Origin of the sequence: Snodgrassella sp. B3800 (assembly GCF_026535865.1) — a bacterium.
GTDB classification, from domain to species: domain Bacteria; phylum Pseudomonadota; class Gammaproteobacteria; order Burkholderiales; family Neisseriaceae; genus Snodgrassella; species Snodgrassella alvi_E.
In genome coordinates, this window is the sequence record NZ_JAFNPH010000003.1 from 139,047 (window position 1) to 164,118 (window position 25,072).

The following is a 25,072-nucleotide window of genomic DNA, read 5'->3' on the forward strand; positions in this document are numbered from 1 at the left end:
AAAAAACAATAAAAAATCCGTACTGAAACTCATTTTACTGCCGGTATTACACCGGTACAGAAACCGAATTTCAGTACGGATTTATTAGAAAAACAACAAAATGTCTTACAGCAAAATACCGCCGGTCACACCATACACCTGAGCGGTTACATAGCTGGATTCATCCGACATCAGGAAAACATAAGTTGAAGCCAGTTCGGCAGGTTGGCCGGCACGGCCAAGAATAGATTCGCTCTGACCAAATTTTGGAATGGCTTCAGGCGGCTGACCGCCGGTAATTTCCAGAGCAGTCCAGATAGGGCCGGGAGCCACAGAATTCACGCGAATTCCTTTAGCTGCTACCTGTTTAGCAAGACCCTGCGTAAACGCTACAATAGCGGCCTTTGTAGAGGCATAATCTATCAGATTCGGGCTGGGTTCATAAGCCTGTACAGAGCTGGTGGTCACAATAGTGGCACCGGCAGGCAAATGCGGCATTGCAGCCTGAATCACCCAAAAAAGAGAGAAAACATTAATTTCGAATGTTTTTTTTAACTGTTCCGTACTGATATCACAAAACCGCTCAACAGCCGTCTGCTTACCAGCCACCAAAGTCAGACCATCCAGACCGCCTAACTGCTGATGCGTTTTTTCTACTAACTGTTTGCAGAAATGCTCGTCACTTAAGTCACCCGGCAGGCACACAACCTTACGGCCGGCTTCCTGTACCAGTGCTGCAACCTGTTTAGCATCCTCTTCTTCTTCCGGCAGATAATTAATCGCCAGATCCGCACCTTCACGCGCATACGCAATGGCAGCAGCACGACCAATACCGGAATCGGCACCCGTTACCAAAATCTTGCGTCCACACAAACGGCCATGACCTTCATAGCTTTTTTCACCACAATCAGGTACAGGGTCCATTCTGCTTTGCAGGCCGGGCGCTGGCTGACGTTGTTTGGCATAATCCTGATGGTAGTACTTGGTTTTAGGATCTTGTAAACCTTCTTGATGCTTCATAATACATCTCCTTGTTTAACAATGCTTTATCCAGATGGAACAGCAAAACCATCATACGACAGATTATGAAACAGAAAAGAAAACTACTTGTAATTTATGTCAATATTCTAGTTAAAATTTATTAATCTCAATGGCTTGAGAACGAAAAGACAAATCATGCAAAACTACTGGGCAAAACAAATGCAGGACAGTACCTATACTGTCCTGCATGTATACTGCCTAGGCTGATATCAGAAGCGATGCGTATACGAAACACCAGCGATATGTGCATGCGAACGGTAATCCGCCTCTCCACGCACATTACTCGACACGTGTGCCCCATCATCCTGCTGATTCATTCGCGTATGCTGGATATGCAGATAGGCATACGACACCGCCACCGTATCCTTTTTATTTACATCATATTTAGCACCGGCGCCAAACAGCCAGCGATTACCATCTGGAATAGTAGACAGGCGTGTAGACGAACTGCGTACCGGCGACTGATCATAATTCACACCAAAACGCCATTGCAGGCGTGGGGTTTGCTGATAGGAAGCCCCTACACCAACTGCATAGGTATCACGCCAGTTGGTCGCAATATGCGTGGTATGCGAAGTGGCACCATGTACCGGATCAATCGCCTTATCATTTTCAAAATTGATATCCAGCTCATGCAGGCGTGAAGAGCGCGTCCAGCTCACATTACCAAATAGATTCCATTGTGGATTCACTTTCCACATCCCGTGCACCGATACCACTTCAGGCGTGGTAATTTGTACCTGCGCCCCTTCCAGCTCTTTAAAACCAAACTGCGCAAACAGTGGCGCATACTGTTTTGCATACTTTCCTACCGGCTGCCAGCGCGCTGTACCATGCAAATGCTGATTAATCTTAGAACGATAGCTCACACCCACCCGCACATCATCATTCACATCCCATAGCCAGCCCGCATTGAAACCATAGCCCCAGTCATTACCTTTTACCGTAGCACGTGCATCAAATGCTCCTGGCGCCCGCTGATGCAGCATCGCTGGAGGAATTTTAGTCTGCGCACTGCCTACCGGCGTAAAATCAGCGTATTTCTGCACTTCTGCATGGAGATACTGCGCGATCAGCCCCACACCCAGCGAATGCCGGTCATTGATTTTAAAAGCCACAGCCGGATTGATATCCAGCGCCTTCACATTGGTTTTATTCACGTTATAGCGCAGCACCGAAGCGGAACTATCATTGGTTCTGGCCGCATACGGTATATAAACACCCAGCCCCACACCCCATCGTTCATTCAGCCGATGAGAAAAATACAGCTGCGGCACCAACTGAGCCGTATTGGCAATATTACCGTGTGCCGGACCACTGACAGCAGAGCCATCCGAAAACGTTCCTCGCGCATTCTTATATTTAATATCCGGTTTAATCACAAACAGATTAGTATCAATCTGCGTACCCTCCACATGCACCAAGCCAGCCGGATTACTAACAATCGTCGTAGCATCGGCAGCTTCAGCCGCTGCCGCATTACCGGCTGCTACCGACGTCACCGACTGCAAACCCAAATGATATCCGGAAGCCAAAACTGGAGAACTCAAAACTGCGGCACTGATCACAACAGCGCTCATTTCAAACACAACTGGCAAACGTCTTGTCATTATGTCTTTTCTCAAAAAGCAGAAAATAAAAAAGACCTTTTCAAAAGGTCAAAATCAAAAATAAAAATTCGAGTGTTTATTCTAACCCAAAAAAACTTTCATTGCCGTTTACCGTCCTTACAATTATTCAGATAAATTAAATTGCTTATATCTGAATATAATTATTTTTTACCCTAAATGCATAATAAATCCCACTTTTATTCAGAAACACAACTGAAAATCAATATCTTTCATCATTCTAAAATATCTCTCTATCCCAATCACAAATGAATAAAAAATAACAGGCACCACCCATTCCATTGATAGAAAATATCAGAACGCCATATAATTGCTTTATTCAGCCTTCTATTGAAATATAGATGCTCCGCTTCATCCGCCGGCCTCTGGCTCTGTCTGGCAGCCGCTGTAGGCAAACCAACACTTACCGCGTACAGAATAAATATTTACTGGTCATGCATTCACGTATAAAACCTGCTTTGGTTGCACTGCTTCCACGGCTACGTACACCGCTTCTGCTTTTGCCCGACTTTGCAATCATTAAATATTTTTTATACATAACATCCAGCAAATAAGCGGCATCAATCAGCCATACTTTCTACCTCTTTGCATTCGTTTTTTATCCAGCTTGTAACAACATCTGCTGGTTTTCTCAGTAGAAACAACTACCAGACAGCCATTTACAGCACCATACAGCAATGGTTACACTGTCGCATTATTATCTGTTCTCATGGTAAGACAACAATGTTTCAACGCTTGAAACGCACCTGGCCGTTAATGCTGCTCTGGCTGGATTTGATTTACAGTTTCATCCTGAATATTGGTGCCAGCGTCTCACTAGAACAAACACCTGTATCGGGCAACAGCTTACCCCTATCACCGGATATTGCCTTCAGCTGGCTACAGGTCATCGCCAACGGCGGCATGGTACTGACTCTTAGCTTCGCCTTCATCGTTCTGCTGCAACTTAACCGCGCCATGCAGCAGCATCAGTTCTGGCCGCTCACACCGGTCCGCATTGCCGCTTTACTGATTGTGCTCGCGTTTAGCCTGCCCGCATGGTGGCAATGGCTATGGGCAGGATGGGCACTGGCACACGGGCAAATGGTTGTAGAATGGCACAATTTGCGCTACCTCATCGTTTCCATTCTCTTGCTTTATCCTGCCTATCTTTGCCTGCGCTTAATGTGGATACGCAACCGGCAACATACCTGCAAGCCAGATTCTGGTCATATCATTAGTCCTGATCAAATGCCGCCATCAGCCTAAATTCCGGTTTCCGCCCGCCCCATTAACCAGTTCATAGGCCAATATAGGGTAAAATATGCGCCAGAAATTCAGCAGCGGATTTAAATTGCATGGACACACAATCCCTTACCACCCTGATTAACAGCATCACCCTGCCAGACAGCAACCGGACACTCGGCAGTGAACAAGCTGTCCGCAACATTATCATCGACAACGACGGCATCCACCTTGAGCTCGTCTTTCCCTATCCAGTTGCCCACCTCATTCACGAGCTGCAACAGCGCATCGATCACGCCATCACCGCCAAATTCGGCGACAAGCCCCTGTTCGTAAAGGTACAGCTGGACATCGGCACACATAAAGTTCAGCCCGGCGTCCAAACCATCGCCGGCGTTAAAAACATCATTGCCGTCGCTTCCGGCAAAGGCGGCGTCGGCAAATCCACCACCAGTGCCAATCTGGCTGTAGCTTTAAGCCGCATGGGCGCACGCGTTGGCGTGCTTGATGCCGACATTTACGGTCCCAGCCAGCCAACCATGTTTGGCGTTGCCGGACAAGAACCGCGTCAGCATCAGGGTAAAATGATACCGATCATGGCTACGGGTGAGATTCAGGTAATGTCCGTCGGTTTTCTCGTCGATACCGATCAGGCCGTCATCTGGCGTGGCCCTATGGTCAGTCAGGCTTTACAGCAACTCCTGTTTCAAAGCCAATGGGATGATGTAGACTATCTAATTATTGACCTGCCGCCCGGTACCGGCGACATCCAGCTAACACTGGCACAGAAAATACCCGTAACCGGCGCCGTCGTCGTCACCACACCTCAGGATGTGGCCTTAATCGACGCTCGCAAAGCCGTCAACATGTTTCAGAAAGTTAACATTCCCATTTTCGGCGTACTCGAAAACATGTCCGTTCATATCTGCTCCCACTGCGGACATGCCGAACCCGTATTTGGACACAACGGCGGCAAGGAACTGGCACACAACCTCGGCGTTCCCCTGCTCGGCCAATTACCACTTACTTTATCCGTCCGCGAAGCCATGGATAACGGTCAAGCCTACGCACTAGCAGAGCAAAATCCGCAAATTGCTGCCCTGTACCAGCAGGCAGCATGGCAGCTGGTACAGGCATTGGCCGATCAGGGCAAAGACTATAGCCAGCGTTTTCCAAAAATCGTGGTCGAATAAACCGCAGAAAAAGATACTTTCACCAAACCATGCGATAATATTCACATTGATTTTGAACACACAGCCACTAATAAATCCTGCTTGCATCCGGCCATGCAGCAGACCAGCCCCTTAAACCAAACCATTGTTATCAGCAAAACAATGGCCATGCCATTTTATGAACACACCGTTTTGGCCTTTACTGGCCCTGCTTGCCGATGGTCTGGCGCATGAAGTACAGACACTGGCAAAAACCCTGAACTGCAAAATACCCCAGCTCAACGCAGCCTGGCAGGAAATGCCTGCCCATATCCAAAGTCTTCTGCGTCAGCGCAATGGCGTCTGGCAGCTTACCAAAACACTGGCATTGATACCCGAAAACACCTTCAATCACTGCGCGCGCCAGTACGGCTTTGAACCGCATCTGCTGGCTCAGACCACCTCCACCAACACCATTCTACTGGAACAGGTACGCCACGCACCCATAGACAGCCCACCACAAATCTATCTGGCCTACGAACAAACAGCCGGACGCGGCCGTCAGGGCAAAGCATGGCAAAATCGTATTGGAGAATGCCTGATGTTTAGCCTGAGCTGGACATTCCAGCGCCCACAAGCCGAACTTGGCGGACTGGCACTTATCGTAGCAGTGGCCATCTCCCAGACCCTGCGCGAACTCGGCATCCCCGCTCAAATCAAATGGCCCAATGACCTGATGCTGGACAACAGCAAACTTGGCGGCATCCTAATTGAAACCGTCACTCATCAGCAACAAACCACCGCTGTTATCGGCATTGGCCTCAACTTCAGCATCCCCGATCAGGTTGGCACCGCCACCGCCATCCTGTCCCTGCTACCTCAGGCACAAGTCAGCCGAATTTTTCAGGGCATTCTTGCCAAACTGGCTCAATTCCTGCCCCGCTTCAATCAGCATGGGCTCAGCCCATTTCTGGCTGATTACAATCAATTACATCGCGATCAGGGACGGCTGGTACATCTGCTGACAGGCGGCCGCACCCTAGCCGAAGGCACTGTCAGCGGCATCGCTCCTTCCGGTGCTCTGTTGCTACAAACTGCCAACGGAGAACAAAGTTTTGTCAATGGCGAAATCAGCCTGCGCCCAGGTGCAGCAGCCACCGAAACCCAAAACGCCACCCAAAAACGCTGCCTGCTACTGGATGCAGGCAACAGCAAGCTTAAATGGGCATGGGTAGAAAACGGCTGCATACTCAGCTATGGCAAAGCCGCCTATTATGATCTGCAACCCCTCATACAAGACTGGGCCAGACAGGGCTGCGGCACAGAACGCATCATAGGCTGCGCAGTCTGTGGAGAAGCTCGCCAGCAGCAAATTGCCGCCATTCTGCCACAACCGGTACTGTGGCTGCCCTCCATGCCTGAAGCCCTCGGTATCTGCAATCATTACCGCAATCCTGCCGAACACGGTGCCGACCGTTGGTTTAATCTCATCGGCAGCCGGCGATATACCAAACAGGCATGTGTTGTGGTCAGCTGTGGCACAGCTGTCACAGTTGACGCTCTTACCGACACCAATCATTACCTCGGCGGCAGCATCCTGCCGGGATTTCATCTGATGAAAGAAGCATTATCCAGACGTACCGCCAACCTCAACCGCCCGCTCGGCAAAGCCTATGCTTTCGCCACCACCACCCCAAATGCTATGGCCAGTGGCATCATGGATGCCGTCTGCGGCGCCATCGTCCTCATGCATGAGCGCCTGCAACAGAAAATCGGCACTGGCAAACCGGTTGACATCATCATCACCGGCGGTGGAGCCAATAAAGTAGCACAGGCCTTACCCAATACATTTGTCTTAGACAACCGCATTGAAATTGTGGATAATTTAGTGCTTTACGGTTTACTCAACTGGGTTGAATACGCATGAAATGGCTGTTTGCAATCTTGGTAGCATTAAATATCATCGTTTTCGGCAGCATGATAGCCGGCAAACTGGTACACGGTATTTCAGCTTCTCCCGCTGCGTCCAGCGCCACCAGCGCAGCCACTGATACCATCGCACCGGCCAGCCCCGACATCAGCGTGCGCCGTGCTACCGATACAACAGCCGCTGCCGGTAGCGCTGTACCTGCTGCGAAAGCTGCCAGCAAGACCGAAACCACCACTGCCGGCAAACAGAAAATCGACACGGCCGACAACTCCGACAAAACTACCGCTGCACCAGCCAGCACCTGTACCGCCACCGTTACTCTCCCCGAAGACGACTTTCACCGCATCAAAGGCTTGCTCAACCACTGGCCGTTTACCACCAGCCGCTTCATAGAACAAGTAAATGCACCGGCTCGAACCCGTACCACACCCGCACCCACCCGTTACATGGTAGCGCTTTCATCCAGTGGCGATAGCACCACTCGTGCCCGTCTTCAGGAGCAGGGCTTCGACTATGGCATCAATCAGGGCAGAGTCAGCTTAGGTGTATTCAACCGGAGGGAAGATGCGGAAGGATTGATGGCACGCGCCAAAATGCAAGGATTCAGTGACGCTTTCATTACCACATTGGGTGGCAGTAGCGACAGCGATTCAGGCAACACCCCCACAAGCATAGCCAAAATGCGCGTTGTATTCAGCGGCGTCGACAACTCAGCCATGAACGACATCAACGCCATTACCGGCCGCTACGGCCGCATGCAGCGCAGCGGTAACTGTCACTAAGCCGGCACTATCCATTAGAGGCTTCATGAGCACCCGTGCCGTAATCCTGAAAAACATCTCTGCCAACCTACTGCTGCAACTGATCACCGCACTGGGCGGCTTTATTCTGCCGCCCCTGATTGTCGTAACCTACGGCTCGGCCACCAACGGCATGCTCGCATCCGTTAAACAGTTCATCGCCTACCTCACCTTGCTGGAAGCTGGCATCGGAGCCGCCGCCATCGTCGCCCTGTATCAGGCGCTTACTGCCCATGACAACCAGCTACGCAACCGCATCCTTGCCGCAGCCCATCATTTTTACCGGATTTCCGGTAGCCTGTTTGCCGTCGCCCTAGTCGTACTGGCCACCCTGTTTGCATGGCTCACCCGCCATGAAATCAGCGCCAACCTGACCTTTTGCATCGTACTGGTCATGGGTGCCGTCAACATCCTTGATTTCTTCTTTTTCGGCAGCTATCGCGCCCTCCTCACCGCAGACCAGAAAACCTACATCATCTCCGGCATACAAGCAGTCAGCATTCTCGCCAACATCGCCGTCTGCTACTGGCTCATCCGCGCCGGCTACAGCATCCTGAGCGTACAGACAGCATCTACCCTGATACAAGCTGCAAAATTTCTCCTCTACCGCCGTTATGTCCGCCATCACTACTCCGGCCTAAACCAGCACTACGACAAACACCATCCCTACCACCTGCAACAAACCTGGGACGCCCTCACCCATCAGCTCACCGGCCTGCTTATCTTCAGCTCGCCACTGGTACTCATTTCACTTTTCCTGTCCCTAAAAGACGCCAGTATTTACGCCGTTTATGCCCTCATTTTCGGCGCCATCAAAATGGCATTGCAATCTCTATCTCAAGGCATGCAGGCCATATTCGGCCATAGCCTCAGCACCAATCCCGCACAGACCCGCCACAACTTCTGCCGCTACAACCGCCTCTTCATGTGCTTTCTCGGCTGGGTCTACACCTGCACTGGCCTACTGCTGGCACCGTTTATCCAGCTTTACACCCACAATATGACCGATGCCAATTACCACCAGCCCGTACTTGCCATCCTATTTCTATTTGTCGGCATCATCGAAAACAGCCGAATTCCAGCCATGACCATTATCATGGCCGCCGGCCGCTACAAAGCCACCAAACCACAAGCCCTGCTTGAAGCCGGCATCAACATCACCTGTTCACTGTGTTTTATCCAGATATGGGGCAGCGCCGGCATCTTACTGGCCGCACTCATCTCATTTCTGTACCGCAGCACCGAAATGCTCCATTACAGCTGCCGCCATATCCTCTCCCTGTCCTTCAGCCGTCCACTCATATTATGGCTGGTCATATTCATCACCATCGCCGTAGCCATCAGCATCGGCTGGCAGCCCATTAGTAGCATCAGCGTGCACAACTATCTGGACTGGATTAAACTGAGCCTCATCACCGGCCTGATTGCAACCTTACCTTTCAGCTTTCTACTATTGCTCATTTATCGCCGGCCCGTCCAATGATACCCAAACTCATACACTACTGCTGGTTCGGTCCACAGCCATTACCCACCACCACCCAGCGCTATCTGCACAGCTGGCGCCAGTATCTGCCCGACTACGAGCTCCGGCTGTGGAACGAACAAAACTTTGACTATCAGGCCAATCCCTACGCACGCGCCGCCTACGCCGCCGGCAAATACGCTTTCGTCGCCGACGTGTGCCGCATTCAGGCACTGTATCAGCAAGGTGGTATCTATCTGGATACCGACGTCCAAATGGTTGCCTCATTCGACCCCTTCCTGCATCACCACTGCTTCACCGGCTTCGAACAAGGCATGAATCCTTACACCCGCCAGCTCACCTGCAACCCGCAGGCCGGCGTAATGGGATGTGAAGCCGGCAGCGCCTTGATGCACGACATCTGGCAACAATACCAGCAGCTCGAATTCAACCCACAGCAGCTCATCACTATCAACCAAATATTCAAACAGCTATACCAGCAGCACGGCATCATCCTCAACAACCAGATGCAGGAAATTCCAGACTACGTCTGCGTCTATCCCAGCGACTACTTCATGGCCAAAAACGCCTATACCCATGAACTAAACCGCACCAGCAACACAGTCTGTATCCATCACTACGATGGCAGCTGGCTCAGCGACAGCAAACACACCGACCAGATCAAACGCCTTCTACTCAGCCTACTGCGCACCACCCTCGGCGCCAGCAACAGTCAAAAACTCATCGCCCTGCTCAAACGGAAACTTCGATGAACACCAGCTCAGACCATACCCCAATTGACTTCGTCCTGCCTTGGGTAGATGGCGGCGATCCCGCATGGCTGGCCGAAAAAAACCGCTGGCTGCCACAGCATCAGGGGCACCGCGACGCCATCAGCAGCAACCGCTATCAAGATTTCGGCACCTTGCGCTACGTTTTACGTTCCATTGAGCAAAACTGCCCGTGGTATCACAAAATCTATCTGATTACTGCCAACCAGCGCCCACACTGGCTACAAACCAACCACCCGAAAATCGAAATCGTCAGCCATCAGCAGCTTTTTATCAGACCCCGGCACCTGCCCGTATTCAACTCATCTGCCATCGAGATGAATCTGGTCAATCTCAAAGGCCTGAGCGAGCACTTCGTCTACCTCAATGACGATACTGTCATCCTTCGTCCCACCCCGCGCGAGCGCCTATTTCAGCACGGCCTGCCCGTCGACTTCCTTTGCCATGGCTGGCTCAAGCGCGGAGCCCTTTTCAGCCGTCTGCGTGGCCAAAACAGCTGGGTAGATGCCCTCAACAACAACATCCGCCTCATCAACCGTCAATTTCAGCCAGCCAGCCTCAGCAAACAACAGCTTTTCGCCAGCAGCTACAGCCTGCGTGAAAAAATTAGCAACATCCTGCTCAAATATTTTTACCGTCATTACTTCTGGTTTGCTCACTGGCATCTACCCCAGCCCTATACCCGCCATACCCTGCAAGAAGTCTACCAGCACTTCGCCCCGGAAATTCTGGCCAGCACGGCCAACCGCTTTCGTGCTCCCAACGACCTCACTATCTACCTCAACCGTTACTGGCAACTGGCCAGCGGTGCTTTCATCCCGCACAAATATAACGATGGCTACGTACGCAACATCAGCAATCTTGCCGACCTTAGCCATGCCATCGACCACTTGAATCAGCATCCCGAAATCCGCTTCGTCTGCCTCAACGACACCTGCACCAGCCCAAACAGCAACGAAGTAGCTCAGCTTATCCACGCGCAGCACACCTTCTACCAGCACTACCTCCCCAACCCAGCCTCATTCGAACTGAACAATAGCCAGACCCAGCTGTAACAGACACAAATGTAAAAAAATCAATACCAATCCTTGATTTTTCAGCACAACCCCACAGCACCCAGCAGGCAGCAGTCACCAGACAACATTGTTGCGATATAATAAACAAATCTTGACAAACCACCGGCATACCTGCCACTGCTGCCAAGCCAATGAATACGCAACCCTTTTCCGTTTTGCTCTCACTGTATGCACAGGAACAGCCACACTGGCTCAGTGCCTGTTTTGACAGCCTGTGCACGCAGAGCATACAGGCAGAAGAAATCATCGTCGTACTCGACGGCTCCATCGGCAGCAACCTGCAAGAGATACTTAGCCAATACCAAACCCGCCTGCCCCTGCACATCATCCCGCTGCCTCAGCATGTTGGCCTTGGCCATGCCCTCAATGCCGGCCTCGAACACTGCCGGCATGAATGGATTATGCGCATGGATACGGACGACATCTGTGCACCCGAGCGCTTTGCCCGCCAGTGGGCATACATACAACAGCACCCCGATATTGCCTTCTTCAGCGGCCAGATAGCAGAATTCAATACCACCCCTGAACACACCAGCACCGTGCGGCAGGTACCCCTTAGCAACAATGCCATCAGACACTATGCCCAATGGCGAAACCCCATTAACCACATGGCTGTTGCCTACCGCAAGAGCGCCGTACTTGCCGTAGGCGGCTACCAGCACCACCAGTGGATGGAAGACTACAACCTGTGGCTGCGCTTACTTGCCGCCGGCTATCAGGCTGCCAACCTACCTGAAACCCTCGTTTACGCCCGTGCTGGCCACAACATGCATGCACGCCGGCGCGGATTGAGCTACCTCAGCAGCGAATGGCAACTGCTGCGTCTTAAACGCCGCCTCCGCAGCCAGCCCCTGCTGCCAGCACTCAGCTGTTTTGCCCTGCGCGGCAGTAGCCGCCTATTGCCCACCAGCATGCTCACCCACCTCTACCAACATTTGCGCCTGAATAAATAAACCCACTATCATGCGAAGTTTACTTTCCTATAAAAGCCGCCTCTTTTTCGGTTCCCTGCTGGTCATGCTACTCCCTCTGGCCATCATGGAGCCCATCAAAGGCTTCTCACAAGGCCGAGCCGCCTTCATCACCAGCATCATCCTTGCCGGTATCGCCCACCTACTCAACACAAAATCTCTGTCCGTATTCAGCAACTTTCCCGGCCGCAAATCCGCCGTTATCGCCCTGCCACATACTTTCTTCTGGTTTTTCGGCATGTGGATGGCAGCCAAATTCTTCAACCTGCCTTACACCGTATGGTTCCTATTCATGGCCGGCTGCCTATCCCTCTTCCTGTGCATCGCCTACATCTACTACCGCAACAAATTTATCACCACCTATGCCTATTTACCCTACGGCCGCGCTATTAACGCAGATCAGCTACCCAACGTTAATTGGATCAAACTTACCAGCCCAGACCTCCCCGTAGCCACAAATATCAACGGCATCGTAGCCGACTTGCACGAACCCGAGCTTGACCACCATTGGCAAAAATTTCTCGCCAGCCAGACCCTCGCCGGCATGCCCGTATACAATATTCGCCAAGTAGAAGAATTCCTTACCGGCCGCGTTAAAATTCATCATCTGTACGAAAACGATCTAGGTTCACTCCTACCCTCACCAACCTATGTACTGATAAAACGCTTAGCCGATATCCTACTTATTCTTTTGTCTTGTCCCATTACCTTACCAGTAATGCTTGTCACAGCCATCGCCATCAAACTTGAAAGCCCCGGTAGCGTTCTCTTTCGGCAAAACCGTGTCGGCCGCGGCGGCCATGAATTCTGTATATACAAATTCCGCAGCATGTGCAGCGATTCCGAAAAAAATGGTGCCCAGATGGCACAACTAGGCGATAGCCGCGTTACGCGCATCGGCCATATCATCCGCAAAACCCGCATCGACGAATTACCCCAGTTCTGGAACATTCTCAAAGGCGACATGAGCCTCATTGGCCCCCGTCCCGAACAAAAAATATTTGTCGACCGGTTTATTCAAGAAATTCCCTTTTACGACTACCGCCACATCGTCAAACCTGGCATCTCCGGCTGGGCTCAGGTCACACAGGGCTATGCCGCCGACACTGAACAAACCCAAATAAAAATCGAGCATGATTTTTACTACATCAAGCACTTTTCCTTTTCCCTCGACATCCTTATCTTCTTTAAAACCCTCAAAACCATGCTCACCGGCTTCGGTGCACGCTGATCAAACAAAAAATAAAAATGCTACCCATCAACTTTATAATCTAGATAATCAAAATTAAGAAAATTAATTTTTATCACCAGAAGGAAACAAAAAATGTTTAAACCTAATAGCGTTATTGTTTATGTCAAAGATGTCGATACTAGTACAGAATTTTACACAAAAATACTAGGGCGTCCTCCTATCAAAACTTATCCTGGCTTCGCTGTATTTTTATTGAATGATAATTTTATTTTAGGATTACAAGAGGCTGATAAAATAACGCCAAAGGCACCTAATCATTACGGTGGTTTTGAGTTGTCATTTAATGATGTAACAAAAAATGATGTAGATGAAATTTATTCGACATGGAAGGAATTAAACGTCAAAATTGAACTTGAACCACAAATGCTCGATTTCGGATACACATTTGTAGGAAATGATCCAGATGGTCATCGACTTCGTGTTTGTGCTACCGACACTTCAAAATTTGAATAAAAATTATCTTAAGAAATTAAAACAATGGGGGATTCATTATGTAGCCATGATTTATGATGAATTCATTTGATTAAAAAAGTATAGTTGATTACGGGAGCATCTCGTGGCTTGGGTTGCGCTTGGCAAAATCTGCTCTGGCTCGAGGTGATTTGGTAATTGGTGTTGCAAAAAATATTAATAATTTAGATGTACTAAAACAAGAATATTCCTCAAATTTCATTTCAGTCAGAAGGGTGTTATTAGTGAAGTATCAAGTAAAAGAAGGCATTAAATTATATAAAAGAATCGAAGTAGTAAATTGGTAGCATTCCAGCACAGAAGTAAAATAGTGCAATTTGTTTGCAAACAGGCATAATTCAACAGACCAAAAACAAATTAAATACAAAAAACATAAAAATAAAGCTAAAACCTATTTTTATATAATGATCCGTATAATCAATTGATACATAAAATCATATAATTACACAATTATCAATTTTTGATTGCTTGTATAGTATTAATTTTAAAATAAAATACCAAATATCGAGTACTGAACCAGAAAAAATAGAATTTTTTATTAAAAATAATAATATACAAAAATTATTAAAATATTTTGCAATCAAATTAAAACAAATTTATTTTGGAGAAATTATGTATGACATAGCTATAGTTGGATTTGGGGCGACTGGAGTTAGTTTAATCAAGCAGATACAAGATGAAATATATTCTCTTAATCTAGATAAACCTAAAATTGCTATAATGAACCCTTTAAATAGCTTTGCCACAGGCCACGCTTTTGGTGATGCTGACAGCATTCATAAAGTTAACACCATTCCTAATTTATTGCCAGTTTCATCCTATGAACCTGACAGCTTTTATCACTGGTTGAAAAAAAATAAAATTATTACAGATAACTACCCAGCCAGACTACAATTTTCTCGGTTTCTATCCCAGCTTTATCATCAAATAAATTCCGCTGATACACTTCACATTACAGAATTTCATAGCTCAGCTACCTCCATAGCCAAAGCAAAAGATAAATTTGTTATTGAAGATAGTAACCATCAAATTATACATTCAAAAACAGTCGTAATGTGCCTAGGTGCCAAATCTTCAGATAATTTTCCACAATTTTCTACCCAAAAAGGATTTATCCGTCATTTTAAAGAATATGACGATACTGACGGTAAAATCCTGATTGCTGGCAGTAGCCTAACAGCAATAGATGCTTTTAGATATGCTTATAGTAAGGGAAATCAAGATATTAACTTATTTTCAAGAAAAGGTTATTTACCTACCTGCATAAGCAGCAGCAACCAATATCACCCTGTATATTTAACTTGGCAAAATATCATAATAAACAGTAAAAAATCTGGAGATATACTGAACACATTCATACATCTACTGAATAAAGAGATGGGTCAATTAAAAGTAGTAGGAGAATTCAGACAAGCCATGAATCTTTTACAAAAGGGGAAACATCAAGACTATTTTGAATTTTTACTGCAACGTGCCCAAGAAGCGAATCTTCCTTGTCAGGATATACTGGTTAGCACAAGACCCTATATGCATAAAATCTGGGCTTTGATGAATATCAAACAAAAACAGAAATTTATAAACACTTTAGGATCAATTTGGGCAGCATGGCGCCATCCTGTTCCACAAAAGGTATTCGAAGAAATACATGAAGCTATCATAAATAACAGATTAAAATTTCATAAACTGATATCCGCTCCTACATTTAAAAAAAATAAATATATAATTTCAACGAAAAAAGGCACAATCAGCTCAGGAACATTCTGGGATGCTACTGGTGGCGGAAATAATCTCACTCTTATGAAAGATAGCTTATTAAGCTCTCTCAAAGAAAAAAATCTTATTGAACCTTGTCAAAGTGGTGGCATCAACATAAATGTCTCTACTATGGAATGCATCGTTAACAATCAAGCCGTAAAGGGGCTATATAATCTAGGCCCATTAAATAAAGGATGTTTGTTTTCAACTAACGCCTATTGGTTTAATACCCAATGTGCGAATATTGTAGCGAAAAATATAATTCGACAGCTTTCATTAGCGGAACAAAAGGAAAACATATGAACTTTTTCCTACCACTAATTTACTTGCTGTGTGGTTTGATCGCAGGGAAAACAAGCTTTGATTTCAAACCACTACTTTCAAAGCTACTGACCAAATTCATTATCCCTATTGTCATCATCTATAATATAGCCACTAACTTTAGCAGTATGAGTGTCGTGCTTGTCACCACTATCATTGTGATGACTTTGATGCTATTGCTAGGAAAAATAATTAAAATCAACCCTGTTGATAATCTATGCTTCACTTACCTAAATATTGGCTGGCTGGGTCTACCCATAGCCGCCTCCCTTTTCGGTAATCAGGCCGCCACTATTTTTATTTCTGCCTATATCGGCAGTTCCATTATTGGCAACTCACTTGGTGCATGGCTACTTACAGGTATTAGATTTAATATACGCAAACTAATTCAAATGCCTCCTGTAATTGCGCTAATAATTGGAATAATGCTTTTACCATATAGCAGACAGATTGATTTAGAATTCAAGTTTATCTATAACATAGCTAAATTTTTAATGAGTTTTTTGGGTATGGCTGTACTTGGCATGTGGTTAGCCAAAGCCAAAATTACCTTAAAAGATCTGCGTACCACTCTTTTTTTATTCCTAAAAAAAGTCGCCGGTTATTGTGGAATCATAACCATCTTGCTGGCCTTTGCACATCTATTCAAACAAAATCTTATTTTGCAAAACAGTCTAGCACTTTATTTGTTTTGCTTACTTCCCCCTGCGGCAAATATCATCGTATTAGAAACTCATTATTTAGGTACCGGCCGCTCAGTTAAGCCCATCTCCTGTGGAACCTGTATTAGCGTCATAGCTATTAGCATTTATTCTTTATGCATAATAATCATTAAACATATTACCTAATCAACTAAAGCAACCAACAGCTATCTGCGTTTGGATCTGAACTTTAAAAGCCTAATAATGATATATTAATAATTAACTTGCTTATTCAATTTTCTTGTATCTTTCACGTATCCCTTTAACACAATCAGGCTATAATTAAAAGTTACTTATACATGAATTGAGGATTTATGTATAAACACTATTAGATAAGTTGTATCTCTTTAATATTAATTAATTTTATTATTTTTTCCATTATTACGGATGATTTATGGCCATTTTGGTAACAGGTGGGGCTGGTTTTATTGGCTCTCACACTACAGTTCAGTTGTTAAATGCCGGCCACGATGTGGTTATTATTGATAATTTGTGCAACGCTTCAAGTGTAGTTTTAGAGCGTATCAAAGAGATTACTGGCAAGGAGGTCACGTTTTATCAGGGGGATATTCGTGATCGTGGTTTGCTGCAACAGATTTTTGCTCAGCACCGTATTGAAAATGTTCTGCATTTCGCCGGTTTGAAAGCGGTGGGCGAAAGTGTGCGCGAGCCTCTGAAATATTATGATAATAATGTCAGCGGCAGTTTGATTCTGGCAGAAGAAATGGCTAAAGCTGGTGTATTTAATCTGGTATTCAGCTCTTCGGCTACGGTTTACGGTACGCCGGCTACGGTACCTATTGATGAGTGTGCAGCTACCGGCGGCACAACTAACCCCTATGGTACGTCGAAGTATATGGTGGAACGGATGCTGATGGATATTCAGGCAGCCGATGCACGCTGGAGTGTGACGCTACTGCGTTATTTTAATCCGGTGGGTGCGCATGAATCGGGGCTAATGGGTGAAGACCCGAACGGAATTCCGAATAATCTATTGCCTTATATTTGTCAGGTAGCGGTGGGTAAGCTGGCTCAGTTGTCGGTATTTGGTGACGATTATGAGACAGCGGATGGCACAGGTGTGCGCGATTACATTCATGTGATGGATCTGGCTGATGGCCATTTATCTGCTATGCGGGCTACTGCAAATCGCTCCGGTGTACATATTTACAATCTGGGTACGGGTCAGGGCTATTCGGTGCTGGAGATTGTGCGCGCTTTTGAAGCGGCCAGTGGACAAAAAATTCCTTATCAGATTGTGCCACGTCGCGCTGGTGATATTGCTGTATGTTTTGCCAACCCTGAGCGTGCGGCGCAGGAGCTGGGCTGGCAGGCACAGCGTGATCTGGCCTGTATGATGGCGGATGCATGGCGCTGGCAACAGCAAAATCCGCAAGGCTATAGGGCGGATGCTGTAGCTTGAATACCTAAACTATGTTTAAAACACCAGACCCACTGATTATGCAGTGGGTCTAGTGTTTTCGGTTTTGAGTTTTGATGCAAAATTTAACGCTAATCGCTAAGCCGCTCCTGAGATAATGTTGAAAGATGCTTGAGGTCTTTACCGGTTAACTATTGCTAACTAACTGGTGATGCTTATTATAATATAATGAGAATTATTATCAATAACAATTTTTGTTTTTACATATTGTTTTTGTATCACGGGCATAAAAATGCTGCTTGTGTTTGAGGGTGGTAGCTGGCATTTACCCAGACGCTTCTTGTTTTCGGTATAATTGCCCACAGTTATTTTGTGTTTAAATCCTTTCTCTGTTTGTGCTTTTTGTCACAATTCTATCTGTTATCACACATGCCTATTTCTACTCCAACCGCTCAACTTGTACATCAACAGTTACTGGCCGATAACGAGCTGGCTGTTGCCGACTTTACTCATGCGCTGTCTTTGATGAGCGCACATCATATTGATTATGCCGATATTTACTGTCAACGCAGTACTTATGAAAGCTGGCATTTGGAGGAAGGCATGGTGAAGTCGGGCAGTTTTCAGATTGAGCAGGGTGTAGGGGTACGTGCAGTCAGCGGTGAAAAAACGGCGTTTGCTTATGCGGATAATCTAAACGTGCAGGCATTAACCGATGCGGCGCAGGCGGTACGGGCAATTGGTCAGGCTGGCCAGCAACGCTCAGTTGGTTTGCAAACGCGAAATCTGGCCAAGCCGCTGTACGGAATGGCTAATCCGATGCTGAGCTTGGATGCGGCTGCGAAAGTGGCTTTATTGCAGCGGGTAGAAACGCTGGCTAAAGCTGCGGATCCGCGCATTGTGCAGGTAATGGCTGGTCTGGTATGTGAACATGAGCTGATTTATCTGGCTCGGCTGGATGGACGGATACACACTGACGTCCGTCCACTGGTGCGTTTGTCGGTTACGGTGATTGCGAAGCAGGGTGAACGGCGTGAACAAGGCAGTAGCGGTGGAGGTGGCCGCTTTGATCTGGGCTATTTCGATGAGGCCAAAGTTAAAGAGTATGTTGATATTGCTGTGGCACAGGCGCTGACCAATCTGGAAGCACGGCCGGCTCCGGCCGGCTCGATGACGGTGATACTGGGCAACGGCTGGCCGGGTGTGCTGCTGCATGAGGCAGTTGGACATGGTCTGGAAGGTGATTTTAACCGCAAGGGCACCAGTGCCTTTGCTGGCCGTCTGGGTGAGCGGGTAGCGGCCAAAGGCGTAACGGTGGTGGATCAGGGTAATATAGCTGAGCGCCGTGGTTCGCTGAATATGGATGATGAGGGCAATGCCACCCAGCGCACAGTGCTGATTGAAGATGGTGTTTTATGTGGCTATTTACAGGATGAAACCAATGCTCGTCTGATGGGTGTACCGGTTACCGGTAATGGCCGCCGTGAAAACTATGCTTCGGCACCGATGCCACGCATGACCAATACTTATATGGAAAATGGTGTGCTTAATCCAGAAGAAATTCTTGCTTCTGTGGATAAAGGTTTGTATGCGGTGAATTTTGGCGGCGGGCAAGTTGATATTACCAGTGGCAAATTTGTTTTCAGTGCCTCAGAAGCTTGGTGGGTTGAAAATGGTAAGCTGCAATATCCGGTAAAGGGTGCCACCATTATCGGCAGTGGACCTGAAGTTTTGAAACATGTGAGTATGATTGGTAATGACAGCCGTTTGGACAGTGGTGTAGGTGTGTGCGGTAAAGACGGACAGAGTGTGCCGGTAGGGGTGGGACAACCAACGCTACGCATTGATGCCGGCCTAACTGTGGGCGGCAGCCAGACCTGAACGGAGTAAAACTGGCAAATCATAGCGGGCACCATTTGGTGCCCATTTTTGTTTTTAGCAGGCTGTAGTGTAGTTTTATAATGGATTACGTGTGAATTCTTTTAGCAACAAAGTGCTCAGATTTTCATGGCGGTTGTTGAATCGGAATTCACACTCTTTCAGGTGCAAATAATATTTATCTACATTTATTCCGTTGAACATCGCTAGCCGCCGTGTCACAAAAGACCAGAAGGCAGCAATCTGATGGATTTTTTCTTCATGCGCCAACAGGCTTTCGTCGCTATGATGCAGGCGGGCTCGTTTATTTTCTTCGACGTCAATCAGCATATCATACGGATACCAACTGCGTGCAGGCTGCACGGTACGAATATCTCGCTTACCTCGAATTACCTCCTGTAGCATTAGGCGATACCGTTCGGGGATAATTTCTACATGGACTTTGTCATTACGCCACAATAGTCCACACACGAAATTTTTATCCGCGATGCCGTCGTGGTTGTCACTGAACGGTTGAATGTAATCGTCAGTGATAGTCATGTCAAAATCTACAGGCGAATCCATAGCAGTGAGCAACACGATGCGGCTGCGCAGTTTATACATTAGTTTATTGACACTAATTCGGCTCACGTCACTTAACTGAGCAATCTTTGATGCAGGTAAATCTTCTACAAACAAACGTATAATATGGCGAAATTTTGCCTCATTTATGTGAGCATGATAGTAATATTTGTTAAATACTTTCATAACACTACTTTACCATATTCTTTATTTAACCTAAGTTACCCTGTGAGAGACAACATGCGTGTTAACCGTATCATTAAATCGAATCTAAGTCTAATTAAACCATTGATAATGTGTGCAATTTTAAGCCTAAACTATAATTATGTTATGGCGCAGGAGGCTTCCTCTGAGATGGCACCGCAGGCACGTATCCGCCTGTACGGGCAAAACCAAAAACCCACCAATATGAGATACCGCTATGAGGGGCACTTGGTGAAAGAAACAGCTGGCGGCAATCTGAGCGGAGCTTTTACCTCTCTTTTGCACATGGCCCGAAACAGCAGTATTGGTATCCCTGCTACATCTACGATAGAAACGATGAAACAGCATAATCATTATCTGTCTAAGCTGTTTTATCGCGAATTCACGATTCCGGCTAATATACCGATAACCATATCTAATGCATATATGGGTCTGACCACCGTCAATAATACCCATCAAAACGGATCCGTTATTTATAACGAGCCATCCTGCCAGAGTGACAAATTAACATTTGTAGCCAAACCTGGTCATGATTATGAAGCGATTGCATCTTCTGCTTCGGCACAATGTGGTGTAACGTTGTTGGAGGTACATGCAGATGGTTCGACTACGCCATTGGTAAATGTACAGGCTGGTGGTAATTGATTTTTATCAAGTGCTGACTGAATAGTTTTTCATCCTGCTGGTATTCCAGCCGGCAGGAACATTGTGCGTTAACATGAACATATCAGCTAAAACAAAACGGCTGGTATTTTTATGTCTGAAATGTGTTGAACCGTTTACTTTAGTGTGGCTAAACGAGAAGATACGATATCTGCTTTTAATGGATGGGTTAACCAATATCGCTGAATTATGCCGGCATCCTGATTGGATTAAGTTATTTTTCTTTTTTATTGGCTGAACAGAAATATTTGCAGCTATGTTTTTTCTGTTCTCACGAAAAGATTATGCTCAGACTGCAAGAATTTTTTTCCGGCAGTTGAATTTGCTTCAAGACAAAATAACAATCACTGCGACAGATTTACTACCATCAAATATAGAAATAAAAAAGTGGTATGTCTGCCTGATTTTTGGTCAGGCAAGCATACCACTTACTTATCGGTAACGCTTAGTTAGATTCTACTGCAGCCTGTACATCGCTGTAAGGAGCGGCTTTGGTACCGGAATCTGTGGTTGCACAAGCAGACAGTAACAGAGCAGCCAAAACTGCACTCAATCCCAATAATTTTTTCATCATTGTGTCCTTTATGGTTGGTTTGAAAAGCTGTTTTATTAATCTAGCTTAACTTTATTAATATAACAATTACTCTAGGTAAATTTTGCACTTTCAAACTGCATAATATATCCATTTTACGACACTATTTGGCTTATCCTGCTAAATTGTTCGTATTCCAACAAAATTTACTTGACCTATAAATTTAATGACTGGTATGAGACGTTTCCACGCCGCCTTTGAGTTGGCCGTAAACTTCTGTATGGCTGCTATTACCTCCGTCAGCGGCACAACCTGCCAGTAAAAATGTACAGCACAACAGGCTTAAAGACAGAATTTTTTTCATGTTAGCTTCCTTATTCAATATGCTTTATATTCTGGGTTGATTGGTGATTCTGCATCAATCTGACATAATGCGCAGCAGAATATTTTAGAAATTCGCGTTCTTTTTCAGTTAAAGGGCGGATCTGCTGTACGGGAGAACCCATATACAGATAGCCACTGGCCAGACGTTTGCGTGGTGGCACTAAACTGCCAGCGCCAATCATTACTTCATCTTCGATTACGGCATCATCTAGTACGATAGAACTAATTCCTACTAGCACGCGGTTGCCTATGGTGCAGCCATGCAAATTTACATGATGACCGATGGTGACATCTTCACCAATCAGTAACGGTGAGCCTTCAGGCTTGTCTGCGCTTTTATGGCTTACATGCAGCATACAGTGATCCTGAATATTGCTCCGAGCACCTATCTGCATACTGTTTACGTCGGCACGTATCACCGCAAACGGCCACACGGATACCTGTTCGTGCAAAATCACATCGCCGATAACCACTGCTGTGTCGTCGATAAAGCAATCTGGCGCAATTTGTGGTTGCGTATCTAAATAAGAACGAATATTGTTTTTCATGTTTTTGACCTTATCCTGTTGCATTATGCAACAGTGTTTATAGCAGAAGATAAACAGCAGCTCCTGCCTTTTCCACCCGATTTACCTGAAAAACCGCAAATTTACAGGTATTTTTCTCAAGAGAATACTATGTCTGAAAATGTTTTGTTGAATCTGGACAGCGAACCGCGATTTGATGCTATTCGTGCCGCTGATATCGAACCGGCTATGACTGAAGCCATGCTTCAGGCCAATGAAGCCATTAAAAAGCTGAAAGCACAACCCGAAGTAAACTGGAATAATACGGTAGAAGCGCTGACCAATATTACCGAACGCGCCGGCCGTATCTGGGGAGTGATTGCCCATTTAAACAGTGTGGCTGATACACCTGAGCTACGTGACGCCTATAATAGCCTGATGCCGAAAGTAAGTGAGTTTTTTACCGCCATCAGTCAGGATATTGATTTATACGAACGCTTTAAGAGTATTAAGGCCAGTGATGAATATGCTCATTTGAGTGCCGCTCAGCAAACCAAGCTGAATCATGATTTACGGGATTTTGTACTGAGCGGTGCGGAACTGCCGGCAGCGGAACAAGCTGAATTTGCCGCTTTACAGGCAGAGGGCGCTCAGCTTTCCGCTAGTTTCAGCCAGAATGTACTGGATGCTACAGATGCTTTTGCTTTGTATTTTGCCAATGGTGAGGAACTAGCAGGTAAAGAGAATACTCCCAGCGGTTGCAGCAGTAAGGCTGATTTTGCTCGCGACAGTGAAATTAGCGGTCTGACGGAAGAAGCGCTGGCCATGTTTGCTGCCGCGGCAGAAGCCGAAGGTAAAACTGGCTATAAAATCGGCCTGCAGATGCCGCACTATCTGGCTGTGATGCAATATGCACATAATCGCGAGCTGCGACGGCAGCTTTATCATGCTTATTCTACCCGTGCCAGCGAACTAGGTGAGGCTAAATGGGACAATACAGCTAATATTAACCGTATCCTTGAAATAGCCACTCGTGAAGCACACTTATTGGGTTTCCAGAATTATGCTGAGCTGTCTTTAGCCACCAAAATGGCTGATACGCCACAACAGGTGCTGGCCTTTTTACAGGATCTGGCTAGCCGCGCCAGACCATTTGCTGAGAAAGATCTGGCCGAAGTGAAAGCATATGCGCATGAGCATCTGGGATTGGATGAATTACAACCATGGGATGTAACCTACGCCAGCGAAAAGCTGCGGCAGGCCAAATATGCCTTCAGCCAAACAGAAGTGAAAAAATATTTTCCGGCAGACCGCGTACTGGCTGGTCTGTTTGCACAGATTGATAAGCTGTATGGGGTGCATTTTATTGAAAAACAGGTTCCGGTATGGCATCCCGATGTTCGTTATTTTGAGCTAGAACAGGGTGGCGCCATTATCGGCGGGGTATACATGGATCTGTATGCACGTGCCGGCAAACGTGGCGGCGCATGGATGAATGATTATCGCGGCCGCCGCCGATTCACTGATGGTCATTATGCCGGCCAGCTTCAAACACCGATCGCTTACTTGGTATGCAATTTTACTCCGCCTGTAGCTGGTAATACTGCCCGTCTGAGCCACGAAGAAATTCTGACATTGTTTCACGAAACTGGCCATGGTTTACACCATTTGCTGACTCAGGTGGATGAGTTGGGCGTATCCGGTATCAACGGTGTGGAATGGGATGCGGTGGAAATGCCGAGCCAGTTTATGGAAAATTTTGTGTGGGAATACGATGTACTGGCTGGCATGAGCAGCCATCAGGACACTGGTACCATCCTGCCGGTAGAACTGTACGACAAAATGCTGACTGCTAAAAATTTCCAAACTGGACTGTTTATTTTGCGCCAGATGGAGTTTGCGCTGTTTGATATGGAAATTTACAGCCAGCCTGACTGTGACTGGCAGCAAACATTGCGGGATGTACGTCGCAAGGTTGCGGTGATGCCGCAACCAGACTTTAACCGCTTTGCCCATTCTTTCAGCCATATTTTTGCCGGAGGCTATTCTGCTGGTTACTATAGCTATAGCTGGGCTGAAGTTCTATCGGCTGATATCTATGCGGCCTTTGAAGAAGAAGCTGATGCGTCTGCTACAGGCAAACGCTTCTGGCATGAGATTCTTGCCGTAGGCGGCTCACGCCCTGCCATGGAATCGTTTAAAGCTTTCCGTGGCCGCGAACCCAGTATTGATGCATTGCTACGCCATTGTGGCTTGGATGAAGCTGTTTGAATTTTATTGAAATATAGAAAACGCGGTGCAAGCACCGCGTTTTCTATTGGTTTGCGATTGAGTGATGAATTAAATTATTCAGTTTTGTTATTTTTTTATTTTAAATCAGTAGGCTAATTTGTTATTTACACGTTTAATA

At 46.7% G+C, this 25,072-nt stretch carries 22 protein-coding genes; 16 read left to right on the forward strand and 6 right to left on the reverse strand.

Annotated features, from left to right (window positions below; all coding sequences use genetic code 11):
* Positions 1 to 105 precede the first annotated feature (105 nt).
* Together J3U64_RS06290 and J3U64_RS06295 are read right to left on the reverse strand one after the other, a co-directional pair.
* Positions 106 to 999, reverse strand: coding sequence for an SDR family oxidoreductase (locus J3U64_RS06290; RefSeq protein WP_267390921.1), 894 nt, complete (start codon positions 997 to 999; stop codon positions 106 to 108).
* A 230-nt stretch (positions 1,000 to 1,229) separates the two neighbouring features.
* On the reverse strand, positions 1,230 to 2,630 hold the full coding sequence (locus J3U64_RS06295; protein ID WP_267403977.1) for an OmpP1/FadL family transporter: 1,401 nt from the start codon (positions 2,628 to 2,630) through the stop codon (positions 1,230 to 1,232).
* Between the two features lie 741 nt (positions 2,631 to 3,371).
* Between J3U64_RS06295 and J3U64_RS06300 the strand changes: the two genes are divergently transcribed.
* The 14 genes from J3U64_RS06300 (at position 3,372) to tldD (ending at position 19,815) form a co-directional block, all read left to right on the forward strand.
* Positions 3,372 to 3,896 (forward strand): hypothetical protein, encoded by a 525-nt coding sequence (locus J3U64_RS06300; RefSeq protein WP_267390923.1) that lies wholly within the window; start codon positions 3,372 to 3,374, stop codon positions 3,894 to 3,896.
* 89 nt (positions 3,897 to 3,985) lie between these two features.
* The gene (gene apbC / locus J3U64_RS06305) at positions 3,986 to 5,065 is read left to right on the forward strand and encodes an iron-sulfur cluster carrier protein ApbC (RefSeq protein ID WP_267390924.1); all 1,080 of its coding nucleotides are present in this window, start codon (positions 3,986 to 3,988) and stop codon (positions 5,063 to 5,065) included.
* A gap of 157 nt (positions 5,066 to 5,222) precedes the next feature.
* On the forward strand, positions 5,223 to 6,950 hold the full coding sequence (locus J3U64_RS06310) for a biotin--[acetyl-CoA-carboxylase] ligase (RefSeq protein WP_267408643.1): 1,728 nt from the start codon (positions 5,223 to 5,225) through the stop codon (positions 6,948 to 6,950).
* Positions 6,947 to 7,735 carry a hypothetical protein gene (locus J3U64_RS06315; protein ID WP_267408644.1) on the forward strand — a complete coding sequence of 263 codons (789 nt, stop codon included), beginning with the start codon at positions 6,947 to 6,949 and terminating at the stop codon, positions 7,733 to 7,735. Before J3U64_RS06310 ends, J3U64_RS06315 begins: the two co-directional genes overlap by 4 nt.
* Positions 7,736 to 7,760: 25 nt before the next feature.
* Complete coding sequence (locus J3U64_RS06320; RefSeq protein ID WP_267408645.1) at positions 7,761 to 9,236, forward strand: lipopolysaccharide biosynthesis protein; 1,476 nt, start codon at positions 7,761 to 7,763, stop codon at positions 9,234 to 9,236.
* Positions 9,233 to 9,988 (forward strand): glycosyltransferase family 32 protein, encoded by a 756-nt coding sequence (locus tag J3U64_RS06325; protein WP_267408646.1) that lies wholly within the window; start codon positions 9,233 to 9,235, stop codon positions 9,986 to 9,988. Before J3U64_RS06320 ends, J3U64_RS06325 begins: the two co-directional genes overlap by 4 nt.
* Positions 9,985 to 11,061, forward strand: a complete 1,077-nt coding sequence (locus J3U64_RS06330) for a stealth family protein (RefSeq protein ID WP_267408647.1) — start codon at positions 9,985 to 9,987, stop codon at positions 11,059 to 11,061. The genes J3U64_RS06325 and J3U64_RS06330 overlap by 4 nt, the downstream gene beginning before the upstream one ends.
* Positions 11,062 to 11,213: 152 nt before the next feature.
* A complete protein-coding gene (locus tag J3U64_RS06335; RefSeq protein ID WP_267408648.1) occupies positions 11,214 to 12,035 on the forward strand; it encodes a glycosyltransferase in 822 nt (273 codons plus the stop codon).
* A 10-nt stretch (positions 12,036 to 12,045) separates the two neighbouring features.
* On the forward strand, positions 12,046 to 13,284 hold the full coding sequence (locus J3U64_RS06340; RefSeq protein WP_100141067.1) for an exopolysaccharide biosynthesis polyprenyl glycosylphosphotransferase: 1,239 nt from the start codon (positions 12,046 to 12,048) through the stop codon (positions 13,282 to 13,284).
* A gap of 93 nt (positions 13,285 to 13,377) precedes the next feature.
* Positions 13,378 to 13,758, forward strand: coding sequence for a VOC family protein (locus J3U64_RS06345; protein ID WP_267408649.1), 381 nt, complete (start codon positions 13,378 to 13,380; stop codon positions 13,756 to 13,758).
* Between the two features lie 486 nt (positions 13,759 to 14,244).
* Complete coding sequence (locus J3U64_RS06350; RefSeq protein ID WP_267408650.1) at positions 14,245 to 15,834, forward strand: FAD/NAD(P)-binding protein; 1,590 nt, start codon at positions 14,245 to 14,247, stop codon at positions 15,832 to 15,834.
* Positions 15,831 to 16,700, forward strand: coding sequence for a permease (locus tag J3U64_RS06355; protein ID WP_267408651.1), 870 nt, complete (start codon positions 15,831 to 15,833; stop codon positions 16,698 to 16,700). The genes J3U64_RS06350 and J3U64_RS06355 overlap by 4 nt, the downstream gene beginning before the upstream one ends.
* Before the next feature lie 247 nt (positions 16,701 to 16,947).
* Complete coding sequence (gene galE / locus J3U64_RS06360) at positions 16,948 to 17,976, forward strand: UDP-glucose 4-epimerase GalE (RefSeq protein ID WP_267408652.1); 1,029 nt, start codon at positions 16,948 to 16,950, stop codon at positions 17,974 to 17,976.
* 387 nt (positions 17,977 to 18,363) lie between these two features.
* Positions 18,364 to 19,815 carry a metalloprotease TldD gene (gene tldD, locus J3U64_RS06365; protein ID WP_267408653.1) on the forward strand — a complete coding sequence of 484 codons (1,452 nt, stop codon included), beginning with the start codon at positions 18,364 to 18,366 and terminating at the stop codon, positions 19,813 to 19,815.
* 75 nt (positions 19,816 to 19,890) lie between these two features.
* Here the strand turns inward: tldD and J3U64_RS06370 are convergent, their stop codons facing one another.
* On the reverse strand, positions 19,891 to 20,559 hold the full coding sequence (locus J3U64_RS06370) for an IS1595 family transposase (protein ID WP_100156625.1): 669 nt from the start codon (positions 20,557 to 20,559) through the stop codon (positions 19,891 to 19,893).
* A 54-nt stretch (positions 20,560 to 20,613) separates the two neighbouring features.
* Here J3U64_RS06370 and J3U64_RS06375 point away from each other — a divergent pair, with 54 nt between their 5' ends.
* Positions 20,614 to 21,222 (forward strand): hypothetical protein, encoded by a 609-nt coding sequence (locus J3U64_RS06375; RefSeq protein ID WP_267408654.1) that lies wholly within the window; start codon positions 20,614 to 20,616, stop codon positions 21,220 to 21,222.
* A gap of 463 nt (positions 21,223 to 21,685) precedes the next feature.
* On the opposite strand, the gene J3U64_RS06380 is transcribed toward J3U64_RS06375, so the two are convergent.
* From J3U64_RS06380 to J3U64_RS06390, 3 genes are all read right to left on the reverse strand, one after another.
* Positions 21,686 to 21,811: a hypothetical protein gene (locus J3U64_RS06380; protein ID WP_257377984.1), complete on the reverse strand. Its 126-nt coding sequence runs from the start codon at positions 21,809 to 21,811 to the stop codon at positions 21,686 to 21,688.
* Positions 21,812 to 21,995: 184 nt separating this feature from the next.
* Positions 21,996 to 22,136: a hypothetical protein gene (locus tag J3U64_RS06385; RefSeq protein ID WP_180297426.1), complete on the reverse strand. Its 141-nt coding sequence runs from the start codon at positions 22,134 to 22,136 to the stop codon at positions 21,996 to 21,998.
* A 10-nt stretch (positions 22,137 to 22,146) separates the two neighbouring features.
* Positions 22,147 to 22,704 (reverse strand): gamma carbonic anhydrase family protein, encoded by a 558-nt coding sequence (locus J3U64_RS06390; RefSeq protein ID WP_267408655.1) that lies wholly within the window; start codon positions 22,702 to 22,704, stop codon positions 22,147 to 22,149.
* A gap of 129 nt (positions 22,705 to 22,833) precedes the next feature.
* Here J3U64_RS06390 and J3U64_RS06395 point away from each other — a divergent pair, with 129 nt between their 5' ends.
* Positions 22,834 to 24,933: a M3 family metallopeptidase gene (locus J3U64_RS06395; protein WP_267408656.1), complete on the forward strand. Its 2,100-nt coding sequence runs from the start codon at positions 22,834 to 22,836 to the stop codon at positions 24,931 to 24,933.
* Positions 24,934 to 25,072: the final 139 nt, after the last annotated feature.